Origin of the sequence: Microlunatus spumicola, from assembly GCF_039536445.1 — a bacterium.
Classification (GTDB): Bacteria; Actinomycetota; Actinomycetes; order Propionibacteriales; family Propionibacteriaceae; genus Microlunatus; species Microlunatus spumicola.
In genome coordinates this window covers 1,781,359-1,794,022 of sequence record NZ_BAAAYR010000001.1, presented here as the reverse complement: position 1 = coordinate 1,794,022, position 12,664 = coordinate 1,781,359, and the positions used below count along the sequence as shown (strand labels likewise).

Sequence of the window (12,664 nt, the reverse complement as noted above, 5' to 3'; positions counted from 1 at the left end):
TTCTGAGGTGTGTCCCATGACGCTGTCGCTCGACGACGTGCGCAACAAGAGGTTCCGGATGGCCCGCAAGGGCGGTTACGAGGTCCTCGAGGTCGACGAGTTCGTCGACCAGGTCGAGGAGAGCTTCGCGCAGCTGGTCGAGGAGAACGCCAGCCTCAAGAAGCAGGTCGAGGCACTGCGCTCGGGCGAGCCCACGCCGGCCGTCACCCAGGAGCGCACCCCGGAGCCGACCTCGCGTCCCGAGCCGGCCGCCGCCGTGCAGTCCGCCCCGGCCCAGGCCGCGCCGAGCGCGCCGGTCTCCGAGGAGCGGATCGTCGTCACCACGAGCAACGAGGCCAGCACGGCCGTCGTCCGGCTCGTGCAGCTCTCCACCGAGCAGGCCGAGCACCTGGTCCGCGAGGCGACCGCCGAGGCCGCCCACATCCGCGAGGACGCGACGACCACGGCGCAGCAGGTCACCGAGGACGCGCGTACGCGGGCGGAGCGGCTGGAGTCGGAGGCCCGGGTCAACGCCGAGCGCGTCCAGGCCGAGGCCCAGACCCGTTCGCAGTCGCTCGACCAGGAGCTGTCGCAGCGTCGCACCGAGCTCTTCGGCGACCTCGACCGGCAGCGCGACACGCTGACCGAGACCGTCGCGCGGCTGCGCGACTTCGAGCAGCGCTACCGCTCGAGCCTCCACGACCACCTGCAGGGCCAGCTGAGCACCCTCGAGCAGGTCGGCCTCGAGCCCGAGGGCGGTCCGGAGCGCACGGCCCCCCGCCCCGCACCGTCCGAGCAGGCCGCGTCGGTCGAGCAGGGGGAGACCCGGTCCGAGAGCGGCCCGGGCGCGCCCGCCGGCCAGCAGCCGGACGCCCAGCCCGCCCAGGGCGACGGTCCCGCCACCGGCTCCTCGACCAGCGACACGCCCCGGCTCGACGCGCTGCTCGGCGAGCAGCGCTAGTCCGGGACGAGCGGGCCGTCCCGTTCGTTGAAGAAACGCAGGTGACCGCCTACTGTCTCTGCGTCAGTTCGAACGAGGGGACCCCTTCATGAGCACCACCAAGACCACGGACGACTCCGTGGCCACCGGCCCGGGCAACGGGGCGGGCTCGGTCCGGGTGGCCCCGACCGTCAACGCGGCTCCCGTGGAGCACGCGCTGCAGCGCGGCAAGGACGTCGACCCGGCGACCCTGCCGGTCCGCGACGGCGAGGACCCGTGGACCGCCGAGGAGCTCGAGGAGGTGCGCAGCACGCTCGCCGAGGACATCGTCCGCTTCTCCGAGCAGCTCGCCACCTCGAACGCCGAGCTGCACAACCTGCTGCGCGACGGGACCGAGGGCGCCGGGCGCGACCCGGCCGACGTCGGTTCGGCGAACTTCGAGCGCGACGCCGAGATGAGCCTGGCCAACAACGCCCGCGAGATGCTCGACCAGTCGCAGCTGGCGCTGCGCCACATCGAGCTCGGCGTCTACGGCCGCTGCGACAACTGCGGGCAGCCGATCGGCAAGGGCAGGCTCCAGGCCTTCCCGCGCGCGACGCTGTGCGTGACCTGCAAGCAGCGCGAAGAGCGCCGCTGAACCCCTCGGCCCCGGCCGGCGCGGAGGGCCCCGGGTCCGACGACGCCGGCCGCGCGACCGAGCACCGGGTCGACGCGGGCACGGGTGACGTGCCCGCGGCCGGTTCCGGCGAGGCGGGCGCAGCCCTCGATCCGGCCGGCGCCACGACGACCGGACCGGCTGACGGCGCCGCGCCGACGCTCGGCGAACGACCGCCTCCGCGCCTGTGGCCGCTGTGCTCGTCGGTCGCGCTGCTGGGTCTCGCGGTGGACGTCTACACCAAGTTCCTCGCGGTGCAGCAGCTCGAGCCCGGCGTCGGCGTCCCGCTCCTAGGCGGGCTGCTGACCCTGCGGCTGATCCGCAACCCCGGTGCGGCGTTCAGCACGGGGGAGGGCGTCACCTGGGTCTTCGCCGTCGCCGCGATCCTCGTGCTCGGCTTCGTGCTGATCCGCCTGGTGCCGCGCCTCGGCCACATCGGCTGGGCCGTGGCCCTGGGCCTGCTCGTCGCGGGTGTGAGCGGCAACCTCGTCGACCGGCTGTTCCGTGCGCCGGCACCGTTCCGCGGGCACGTCGTGGACTTCCTGCAGCTGCCGCACTGGCCGATCTTCAACGTCGCCGACATGTGCATCACCTCGGCCGCGGTGCTCGTCGTCGTGCTCTCCGTGATCAAGAACGTCGGCATCGACGGCCGGCGCGGGGGCGAGACCCCCGCGAGCTCCCCGGCGTCGTCGTGAGCGCCCCGTCGTGAGCGACCCCAAGGTCCTGAGCGTCCCCGACGGCCTGGAGGGCGAGCGGGTCGACGCCGTCGTCGCGCGGGTGCTCGGGCTCTCCCGCGGCCGCAGCGCCGACCTCATCGCCGCCGGTCGCGTGCGGCTGGACGGGGCCCTGGTCGCCAAGTCGGACCGGGCCCTCGGCGGTGCCCTGCTCGAGGTCGACCTCGACGAGGAGCCGTCCGGCCCGGTCGTGGTCGCGCGGGCCGTCGAGGGCCTGGCGATCCTGCACGAGGACGCGGACATCGTGGTCGTCGACAAGCCGCCGGGCGTCGCCGCCCACCCCAGCCTCGGTTGGGACGGCCCCGACGTCCTTGGCGCCCTCGCCGCGGCGGGGGTCTCCATCACCACGTCCGGCGCCGCCGAGCGCCGCGGGATCGTCCAGCGCCTCGACGTCGGGACGTCGGGTCTGATGGTCGTGGCCAAGAGCGAGAACGCCTACAGCGTGCTCAAACGGGCCTTCAAGGCGCGCTCGGTGGAGAAGACCTACCACGCGCTCGTGCAGGGCCACCCCGACCCGTTCGCCGGGACCATCGACGCCCCCATCGCCCGCCACCCGGGCTCTGAGTGGCGGATGGCCGTCGTCGCGGGCGGCCGGGACAGCGTGACGCACTACGAGACGATCGACGCCTTCGTCGGCACGACGCTGCTCACGATCGGCCTGGAGACGGGCCGCACCCACCAGATCCGCGTCCACATGTCCGCGATCCACCACCCTTGCGTGGGCGACCCGACGTACGGGTCCGACCCCGTCCTCGCCGCCCGGCTCGGGCTCGTGCGGCAGTGGCTGCACGCGGTGCGGCTGAGCTTCGTCCACCCCGGCACCGGGAAGCCGGTCGAGTTCGTCTCCGAGTACCCGCCGGACCTGGCCCACGCCCTCGAGGTCGTCTCCGCCTCCTGAGCCGGACCCCGGACCTCGAGCCGGGTCAGAGCACCAGGGTCGCGTCCGCCCGTTCGAGGACGCTTCGGTCGTGCGAGGCGACCAGCACCGCCGCACCCGCTTCGCACGCCGAGCTCAGCGCGGCCACCACGCGGGCGGCGGACACGTCGTCCTGCTGCGACGTGGGTTCGTCGAGGACGAGCACGGGGACGCCGGCGACGAGCACCCGCGCGAGCGAGGCCCGCTGGCGCTCGCCCCCGGACAGCACGCCCGCGGGGGTCCGGAGCTGGGCGGTCAGTCCCAGCGAGGCGGCCAGGGCCGCCACCTCGTCCGCGTCGACGGTCCGCCCGCGCGCACCGGCCGCGAGCGTCACGTTCTCGGCGACCGACATCGACTCGACGAGGTTCGCGCGCTGCAGCCCGTACGCGAGCCAGCGTCCCCGGTGGGCCGCCCGGGCGGCACGGTCGAGCCCCGCCCAGGTCGTGCCGCCGACCGTGACCGCGCCGGCCCGCGGGTCCGTGAGCCCGGCCACGAGGCTCAGCAGCGTCGACTTCCCGCTGCCGGACGGACCGCGCAGCGCCGTCCACGAGCCGGGCCGCAGCTCCAGGTCCAGGCCCTCGAACAGCCGCCGGTCGCCCCAGCCTGCCGTCACGCCCGCGAGGGACCCGAGGGGCTCGGTGGCCGTGCCCGTGCCGGCTCGCCGGGGTGCAGGCGCGGCGACGGCCACGGGCACGGGTGCCCGGGGGGACGTCCGGGCCGGGCCGACCGCCGACGGCCGCAGCACCAGCCCCTCGTCACCCGGCTGCGCCGTCCAGCTCGTGGGTCGACGCTCGTCGGTCAGCAGCTCGCTGGGGAGCCGGACCCAGCCGCGGCTGTCGGCGACCTGCGCCACCCCGGTCCGGCCCGGCACCCACTCCTCGGCCAGCCGACCGTCGCGGAGGCGTACGGCCCGGTCCACGAACGCGTCCGAGCGGGGGTCGTGGCTGACGAGGATCACGCCGGTGCCGTCGGCCGCGACCGACTCGAGCAGCCCGTAGACCTGGTGCGCGGCCTCCTCGTCGAGCTCGCCGGTGGGTTCGTCGGCGAGCACGAGCGCCGGCCCGTGCGCGACGGCGGCGCACAGGGCGACCCGCTGGGCCTCGCCGCCGGAGAGACGCCGCACGTCGGCGCCGGTCAGCGCGCCCAGCCCGAGCCGCTCCAGGGTCGCCTCGGCCTGCGCGCGGGCCGCGGCCCGCCCGGTGCCGGTCAGGCGGAGCTGCAGGGCGACGTTGTCGCGCACGTCGAGCTCCGGCAGCAGGTTGCGGCGGGCGTGCTGGTCGACGAAGCCCAGCGCCCGCGTACGCCACCGGCGCCGGTCGGCGTCGTCCATCGCGTGCACCGCGGCGCCGCCGACCTCGACCCGGCCCGCCAGCACGGGCTGGTCGCCGGTCACCACGCGCAGCAGGGTCGACTTGCCCGAGCCGTTCGGCCCGGCCACCAGCAGCCGCTCCCCGGCGGCGAGGGTCAGGTCGGCGCCCCGCAGGGCCATCACCGGCTCGGGGCCGCTGCGGTAGGCGACGAAGACGTCGGTGACCTCGACGACGGCCCGCGCGCCCGTCGGCCCGGTGTCGCTTGGCCGGGCGTCGGTCGGCCGGCCGCCGGTCGGCCGGGGGCCGTGCGGACGGGCGGTCACCGCAGGTCCAGCTCGGGCGGGGCCAGCACGGGCTCGCGGAGGGCGGCGGCCGCGGTCACCGTCGCGGCCAGGACCGTCCCGAGCACGGCGACGGCGAGGACCAGGGCGGTCGGCGCGGCGAGCAGGACGAGCTGCAGCGGCGGCGTGAGCGGACGTCCGTCGGGGCCCGTGGCCAGCAGCCGGGTCGCCGCGGCCGCGAGACCGGCCCCCGCCAGCAGCCCGACCGGCAGCCCCACGGCCAGCACCAGCGCCGCCCGGGCCAGCAGCAGGCGTCGCAGCCCGCCCGGGGCGACCCCGTCGACCTCGAGGGCGAACAGGTCGGCCGCGCTGAGCTCCCGGTCACCGCGGACGCCGCCGACGACGGCGACGACGCCGAGCAGCAGGGCGACCAGGCCGGCCGTGCCGAGGAGCGCGACGAAGCCGGCGGTCACCGGGTCCTGCGCGAACCCGCGGGCGAGGTCGTCGCGGTAGCGCAGGGTGGCGGCCGAGGCGGAGGCGTCGAGCGCGCTGCGCACCGCCGGCCGGGCCGCGCCGGGGGCGGAGACCCAGACCTGGGAGACCGGTCCGGCCCCCGGGGCCGTGCGGTCGACGAGCGCAGCCACGGCCGTCCGGTCGGCGAGGACGAAGCGGTCGGGCAGCGTCGGCATCCGGGGGAGCACGGCGACGACGCGGACGGGCACCGTCGTCTGGTTGAGCGTGATCCCGAACCTCCCGCGCACGCCGGCCCGGGCCGCGGTCACCGCGTCGACGGCGACCGGCAGCACGGGCCGCTGAGTCGCGGGCACCCAGGCCGGCAGCAGCACCGCCCGCGCGTCGCGGATCTGGTACTGCGCCCGCAGCCCGGCGCCGTCGGCTCCGTCCGCGGTGACCTCGACGCTGTCGGCGCCCCAGCCGGTCCAGGACCAGGGCAGGACCGCCCCGTCGGCGTGCACCGCGCCCAGGCGCAGGGTGCCCGCCGGCAGCTGGCGGTCGGTGCTGCCCTCGCCGATGCCGTGCTGGCGGTGCGTCACGTGGTCCGCCGACTCGCCGATCTCGAGCCCCCGGACCGCGAGGGCGGGGCCGGCCGGGAGGTCCGCGTACGCCTGCCCGCCGCGCTGGGCGAGGGGGACCTGGCGCTCCTGCCCGTCGGGCCCGGCGACCCAGACGCCGAGGGTCACGTCCGCGTCGAGGCCGCGGACGTCCAGGACCAGCTCCCGCGTCCCGGCCGGGACGACCGGGGCCGGGGCCGGCGCGGTGGGCGTCCGGAGCAGCCCGGCGACCTCCGCCGCGGGCACGTCGCTGCCGGTGACCGCCGACCAGCGGTGCACGAGGGGCAGCGCGTCGGGGTCCACCCCGGTGAGCGGGAGCGCCGTCGCGCCTCCCTGACCGGCGAAGGCGCTGACCACCGTGCTCGTCACCGGGGCCACGACGACGCCGGGACCAAGGGCGGCCAGGCGGGCCGGGTCCACGACGGTGGCGGGCAGCAGCACCTGCGTGCTCGGCGCGACGGTCGCGTCCAGGGGCACGAGGGCCGCTGCCTGGTCCTGCGCGGAACGTTGCGTCGACGCCGACCAGGCGCCGGCCAGGACCGCGGTGGCCAGGGCCGCGGCGAGGAAGCCCGCCGTGACGCTCGGGAGCAGGGGGCGCCGTGCGGTCAGCAGCACGACGCGCCGCAGGGGTGCGCCGGTCCCGCCGAGGCGGCTGAGCCCCGCGACGACGGGGCTCCAGAGCAGCGTCCCGAGCAGACCGGCCGCGAGGGTCAGGCCCACGAGGGCGGCGACGGGCAGGGGGGCGCGCGGGTCGGTCGTCGGCCGGACGAGGGCCAGGACGGCCAGCCCGCCGGCGAGCACCACGACGGCGGCCAGGACGGTCCGCAGGGTGCGGGGCCGGAGCGCGGGCCCGGCGGCGAGGAGGACGCTGCCGAGCACCGCGGCGACGCCCAGGCCGAGCACGACGGGCCAGGCGGACGCCAGGGCGAGGAGCGCGGCGGACGACGGTTCCGTGACCTGGCCGCGCAGGAGCGCGAGCACGACCAGCAGGCCGGCGGCGACGCCGACCACGAGCCCGGCCAGGGCGGCGAGGGCGGCCTGCAGCGTGGCGACGGCCAGCACCTGGCCGGGTCGGGCGCCGCGCCGGCCGAGCAGCGTGCCGTGCTGGCGCTGGGTGGGACGTCGGGCGGCGGCCAGCACGAGGCAGAAGCCGAGCTGGAGCGCGCCGGCGCCGATCCCGAGGACGGTGGAGCGCTGCGCGGAACCCTGCGCCCGGGCGGCGGCGTCGAGGACGGCGTCGTCGGGCCAGACGACGTTCAGGGGACCGGCCACGAGGCTGCCCTCGGCCGCGAGCCCGTCGAGGGCCGCGGCGAAGGCGGCGGGCCCGTGGGCCGTGACGGCCGCGGGGTCCAACGGGGTGAACCAGGCCAGGTTCCGGCCGTAGACGGTGAGGGCGTCCAGGTCGGCGAGGGCGGCCGGGTCGGACCCCAGCAGCAGCGGCTGTCCGGCGGCCACGAGTCCGAGCCCGACCAGCCGGGGCTCCTGCAGCGTGGCGGTCCCGGTGACGACGAGCCCGAGCCCGCGCGCGGGCCCGGTGAGGTCGGGGACCGTGGGTCCGCCCCCGCCGGCGTCGACCTGCAGGACCTCGCAGGCGGTGGGGGAGCAGGAGGCGGGGAGACGCCCGGACGTCAGGGCCACGGCGGCGGGCAGCCGGTCCAGCGCGGCGACGGTCGTGTCGGTGCCCTGCAGCGACAGCGCGCGGAACGCCAGCGCCCGGGTGGGGACGGGCAGCCCCGTCGTGGCGAAGCCCTCCGTCACCTGCTCCGAGAACGAGGCCAGCCTCGTCCCGCGCAGGTCGTCCGACGTGACCGCGAGGACCCCGCGGGTCGGCGCCGGGACCGCCTCGACCGCCTGCCGGACGACCCCGACGGCGGCACGTTCCTGCAGCCCGAGCGCGGCGAGCGGCATCACGGCGGCGAGCGCGAGCCCGAGCGCGAGCAGCAGCCACGGCCCGGGGCGGTGCCGCACCCCGGCCCAGGCCAACCCGATGCCCGTGCCCACCACGTCCCCCTCGCCGCGTCTGACCCTGGTCCGCGCGCTCACTCTAACGACCGAAACCCGCTTGGTGGTAAGGATCAGTGGTAAGGATGGACGCGTGACGGCGCAACCCGGAGGACGCCTGCCGGCGCCCCCGCACCTGGCGCCGCTGCAGGACCTCCTGAACACCGTCAACCTCGAGTCGGAGGAGGACGAGCTGTCGCGGGAGACGTTCGAGGGGTGGTGCGCCGCGCGGGGTGTGACCGGGGCGGGCGAGGCCGAACGGCGCCGGCTCCAGACGTTCCGCGAGGACCTGCGCTCCTGGGTCGCGGCCGCCGACGACGAGGTGCCTCCCGCGGTGGCCGCCGCGGTCGAGACGGCCCGGCTGCACGTGACCGTGGCCGACGGCCGGCTGCGGACGACGTCGGGGACCGCGTTCGGGCGGCTGGTCGCCGACACCGTCGAGGGCATCCGTACGGCGCAGCGCGACGGCGACTGGAACCGGCTCAAGGTGTGCAGCCGCGGCACCTGCCGCTGGGCGTTCTACGACCACTCGCGCAACAACAGCTCACGCTGGTGCGCGAGCTCGATCTGCGGGGCGCGGGAGAAGTCGCAGCGGGCCTACCGGCGGCGCGTCCGTCCGGAGCCCGGTCCCGACGCAGAGCCGGCCTGACCTCGGGCGTCATCCAGGCCCTGGCTATGGATCGGTCGGGCACGAGCGGTCGGCTAGGGTCTGGGCGTGCGAAGAGCCAACATCGTGTGCACGCTCGGTCCCGCTGCGGAGACCCCTGAGCGCCTGGTCGAGCTGGTCCGGGCGGGCATGGACGTCGCCCGCCTGAACATGAGCCACGGTGGGTACGAGGACCACCTGATGCGCCTGGAGAACACCCGCGCGGCCGCCAAGACCGTGGGTCGTCCGGTCGGCGTGCTCGCCGACCTCCAGGGCCCGAAGATCCGGCTGGCCCGGTTCGCGAACGGCCCCGAGAACCTCGAGGTCGGTGCGCGCTTCACCATCACCATCGACGACGTGCAGGGCACGGCCGAGCGCTGCGGCACCACGTACAAGGGCCTCCCGGGCGACGTCTCCGCGGGCGACCTCATCCTCATCGACGACGGCAAGCTCACGCTGCGGGCCGTCGAGGTGACCGCCACCGACGTCGTGACCGAGGTCGTCGTCGGCGGTCCGGTCAGCAACAACAAGGGCATCAACCTGCCCGGCGTCGCCATGAGCGTCCCCGCGATGAGCGAGAAGGACTCGGAGGACCTGCGCTGGGCCCTCCGCCAGGGCGTCGACATGATCGCCCTGTCCTTCGTGCGCAGCGCGAGCGACATCGAGGCCGTCCACAAGATCATGGACGAGGAGGGCCGCCGGGTCCCCGTCATCGCCAAGATCGAGAAGCCCCAGGCCGTCGAGAACCTCGACGAGATCGTCGACGCCTTCGATGCGCTGATGGTCGCCCGCGGTGACCTCGGTGTGGAGTTGCCGCTCGAGGAGGTGCCGCTCGTCCAGAAGCAGATCGTCAGCGCGGCCCGCCGCTGGGCCAAGCCGGTCATCGTCGCCACGCAGATGCTCGAGTCGATGATCTCCTCGCCGCGCCCGACGCGCGCCGAGGCGTCCGACGTCGCCAACGCGATCCTCGACGGCGCCGACGCGGTCATGCTGTCCGGCGAGACGAGCGTGGGCGACTTCCCGGTCGTGACCGTCGAGACGATGGCCCGCATCATCGACAACGTGGAGCAGAACGGCTTCGCGCAGATCACCGACGTGGACTGGGACCCGCACACCACCAGCGGCGTGATCACCAAGGCCGCGACCGAGGTCGCGACGCGGCTCGGGGCCAAGTTCCTCGTGACGTTCACGCACTCCGGCGACTCCGCGCGGCGCCTCGCGCGGCTGCGCTCGGAGATCCCGATCCTCGCGTTCACGCCGATCGAGCAGACGCAGGCCGCCCTGACCCTCACCTGGGGCGTCGAGACGTTCCTGGTGCCGATGGTCGGTCACACCGACGACATGATCCGCCAGGTCGACCTGGCGCTGACCCAGTCGGGCAAGATCGCCGAGGGTGAGCTCGTGATCATCGTCGCCGGCTCGCCCCCCGGGGTCGCCGGCCACACGAACATGATCCGCGTGCGCCGGATCGGCGCGCCGCTCTAGGTCGTCGTACGCAGCAGCCCTGGTCTCCTTCGGGAGGCCAGGGCTGCTGTCGTTCAGGGCCGGGTCACGGCGAGTGTGGCGCGCGGTGACCCGGCGACGGGCGTCAGGGGACCAGGACGAGGCGCTCCGGCAGGTCCCAGGCGGTCTCGACGTCGCTGAGCGGGTGCTCGACGTAGTCGACGCCGATGCGTCCGGCCGCGGCGGCCTCGAACAGGCTCGCGACCGCGGGCGCCTGCAGCTCCATGGGGAAGCTGCCGATGCCGTGCCCGGAGATCTGGATGGCGCTGCTGCGGATCGCGGCGGCGGGCAGGGCCAGCTCGGGGCCGGCGAGGTTCCCGATGTTCACGAACCGCACGGGGCGGTGCGGGTCGACCTTGTTGGCGACGAGCGCCTGCAGGACCGCGCCGGCGACGGGGCCCCAGAGGTAGTCGAGCACGATGTCGTACGCGCCGTCCGGCCCGGCCGCCTCGGCGAGCGGGGCCGCGAGGTCGTCGCCCAGCGTGACCGTGGCGTCGGCGCCGAGCTCGGCCGCGCGGGAGAGCCCGTCCGCGTTCCGTCCGGCCGCGACCACGCGTGCGGCGCCGAGCGCCTTCGCGACCTGGACCGCGAGCAGCCCGGAGGTGCCGGTCGCGCCGACGACGAGGACGGTGGCGCCCTCGGCGCCCAGCCGGCTCAGGGGGAGCCAGCTCGACGCGGCCGGGTTCACGATGGCGGCCGCGGCCGCGTCGGACAGGCCCTCGGGCACGTCGACCAGCGCGCCCAGCGGCACGGCGGCGCGCTCGGCGAGCATGCCGTACGGGGCCTGCACGCCGGCCGCGTAGGCGCGGCGCCCGTCGGGAAGCCGCACCACGCCGTCGAGGCCGGGGACGAACGGGGGCTTGGTCGTGGAGCTGTAGTGCTGCCCGGCGGCGATGGTCCGCACGATGACGTGCACCGCGGAGGCCAGCACCTCCGCCTCGACCCGCCCCTCGCTGACGATGGGGTCGGCGAACTCGCCGTAACGCGGGGGCTGGTTGGTGTCGTGGACGACGGCTGCGTGCATGGTGATCATTCTCCGCGCGTCGCGGCGTCGGGAGGCGGCGGGTCAGCCCCCGAGAGCGTCACCGAACGCCGCGCCCTCCACGGGGCCGATGCCGAGCGTCGTCAGCCCGAAGGTCCGCGAGCCCTTCGTGGTGAAGCCGCTGCCCGCGCCGCGCAGCGTCGTGACCGCTCCGGAACCGTTCTCCCGCGGTGCGCCGACGGCGAGGTCCAGCCGCCCGTCGCCGTCGTGGTCGAGCAGGGTGAGCGAGCTGCCGAAGGCGTCGAGGGGCTCCGCCCGGCCGGGGATCCCTCGCGTGCTCTGGTCGTACGTGCGGTTGCCCCGGGTGCGCCAGCCGCCCTTCGCGCCGTGCACGACCGTCACCCGGCCGCTGCCGCGGTTCTCCCCGGGCGCGCCGACGACGAGGTCGGCGAGACCGTCGCGGTCCAGGTCGGCCAGGGCGAGGGCGGTGCCGAACGCGTCGCCCGGCTCGTCCACGCCCGGCACCCCGCGGGACGCCTGGGTCAGCACGAGCGTCCGCCCGGTCGCGACGGGCCCGGTGGGCTTCAGCTTCAGCACGCGGACGGACCCGACGGCCTCCTTGCCGGCTCCGGGAGCAGCGACGACCAGGTCGGGTCGGGCGGAACCGGTCACGCGCCCGACCGCGAAGGACGTCGCGCCCGCGTACTCGGCCGCGTGCGCGACCCGGGTGCAGCCGGTCGGACCGCCCGTGGCGCCCGGGCAGACGCTCACCGAGCCGGGGTAGGTCCCGTACGTGCCGTCGCCGCCGCGGGAACCGACGACGAGGTCCGCCCTGCCGTCGCCGTTCAGGTCGCCCACCGCGAGCGAGCTGCCGAAGCCGCTGTCCCAGTCCTGGTGGCCGCCGCCCGGACCTTGGCGGCGCAACGTCCGGGCCGGGTCCCGACTCAGACCTCGGCTGCCGCCGGCGAAGACCAGCACCTCGCCGCTGGCCGCGAACGTCTCGTCGCCCACGACCTCGCGGTCGGCGCCCGTGACGCTGGTGGCCAGGTCGGGGTAGCCGTCGCCGGTGAGGTCGCCGACCGCCATTGCTCCCGAGAGGCCGGTCTGGTTGTCGTCCTGCCCGGGGTTCGGGTTGCCGAGCGACGTGGTGCCGGCGGGGTCCAGACCGTCGGGCGACCCGGGGACGACGGAGAGGACGCCGATGCTCGTGCCGTACCCGATGTAGGAGGGTCTGGCGATGACGAGGTCGGCGTATCCGTCGCGGTTGAAGTCGGCGCTGGCCAACGCGTAGCCGAAGCCGCCGCCCTCCACCGGATCGTCCCCGATCGTCGTCTGGGTGAGGAGCTCCGGCTGCAGGGAGATGCCCTTGACCGAGGTCGGCAGCACCACCACGCCACCGGCGCCCCAGCCCATCGGACCGACCATCAGGCCGGTCGCCGACACCACCAGCTCCTGCCGGCCGTCACCGTCGAAGTCGTACGGCTTCGCCGGGGTGGTGGCCGCCTGCGCCGAGGGGCCGGAGCAGACCAGGGGCAGGACCACCCCGGCGGCCAGCAGGGCCACGAGCACCCGTCGCGTCATGGTCTTCTCCTCGGTCGCTGGGAGGGACCACCCTCACACGGCGACCGAGGTTCTGACGAGACGCGA

The 12,664-nt window shown here is 75.9% G+C and carries 10 protein-coding genes; 6 read left to right on the top strand and 4 right to left on the bottom strand.

The window, feature by feature from the left end; all coding sequences use genetic code 11:
* Positions 1–16: 16 nt before the first annotated feature.
* From ABD665_RS08210 to ABD665_RS08195, 4 genes are all read left to right on the top strand, one after another.
* Positions 17–940, top strand: a complete 924-nt coding sequence (locus ABD665_RS08210) for a DivIVA domain-containing protein (protein WP_204911416.1) — start codon at positions 17–19, stop codon at positions 938–940.
* A gap of 88 nt (positions 941–1,028) precedes the next feature.
* On the top strand, positions 1,029–1,556 hold the full coding sequence (locus tag ABD665_RS08205; protein WP_204911417.1) for a TraR/DksA C4-type zinc finger protein: 528 nt from the start codon (positions 1,029–1,031) through the stop codon (positions 1,554–1,556).
* Positions 1,520–2,269, top strand: coding sequence for a signal peptidase II (locus tag ABD665_RS08200; RefSeq protein ID WP_344741774.1), 750 nt, complete (start codon positions 1,520–1,522; stop codon positions 2,267–2,269). The genes ABD665_RS08205 and ABD665_RS08200 overlap by 37 nt, the downstream gene beginning before the upstream one ends.
* 10 nt (positions 2,270–2,279) lie before the next feature.
* Complete coding sequence (locus ABD665_RS08195) at positions 2,280–3,206, top strand: RluA family pseudouridine synthase (RefSeq protein ID WP_204911418.1); 927 nt, start codon at positions 2,280–2,282, stop codon at positions 3,204–3,206.
* A 25-nt stretch (positions 3,207–3,231) separates the two neighbouring features.
* On the opposite strand, the gene ABD665_RS08190 is transcribed toward ABD665_RS08195, so the two are convergent.
* Positions 3,232–4,857 (bottom strand): ATP-binding cassette domain-containing protein, encoded by a 1,626-nt coding sequence (locus ABD665_RS08190; RefSeq protein ID WP_204911419.1) that lies wholly within the window; start codon positions 4,855–4,857, stop codon positions 3,232–3,234.
* Entirely contained in the window at positions 4,854–7,886 is a 3,033-nt protein-coding gene (locus ABD665_RS08185) for a hypothetical protein (RefSeq protein ID WP_204911420.1), read from the bottom strand. The genes ABD665_RS08190 and ABD665_RS08185 overlap by 4 nt, the downstream gene beginning before the upstream one ends.
* Before the next feature lie 94 nt (positions 7,887–7,980).
* Between ABD665_RS08185 and ABD665_RS08180 the strand changes: the two genes are divergently transcribed.
* On the top strand, positions 7,981–8,535 hold the full coding sequence (locus tag ABD665_RS08180; protein WP_204911421.1) for a CGNR zinc finger domain-containing protein: 555 nt from the start codon (positions 7,981–7,983) through the stop codon (positions 8,533–8,535).
* A 66-nt stretch (positions 8,536–8,601) separates the two neighbouring features.
* Positions 8,602–10,017 (top strand): pyruvate kinase, encoded by a 1,416-nt coding sequence (pyk, locus tag ABD665_RS08175; protein ID WP_204911422.1) that lies wholly within the window; start codon positions 8,602–8,604, stop codon positions 10,015–10,017.
* A 103-nt stretch (positions 10,018–10,120) separates the two neighbouring features.
* Here the strand turns inward: pyk and ABD665_RS08170 are convergent, their stop codons facing one another.
* Together ABD665_RS08170 and ABD665_RS08165 are read right to left on the bottom strand one after the other, a co-directional pair.
* Entirely contained in the window at positions 10,121–11,059 is a 939-nt protein-coding gene (locus ABD665_RS08170; RefSeq protein WP_204911423.1) for a zinc-binding dehydrogenase, read from the bottom strand.
* Between the two features lie 42 nt (positions 11,060–11,101).
* Positions 11,102–12,598, bottom strand: coding sequence for an FG-GAP-like repeat-containing protein (locus tag ABD665_RS08165; protein WP_204911424.1), 1,497 nt, complete (start codon positions 12,596–12,598; stop codon positions 11,102–11,104).
* Positions 12,599–12,664 lie beyond the last annotated feature (66 nt).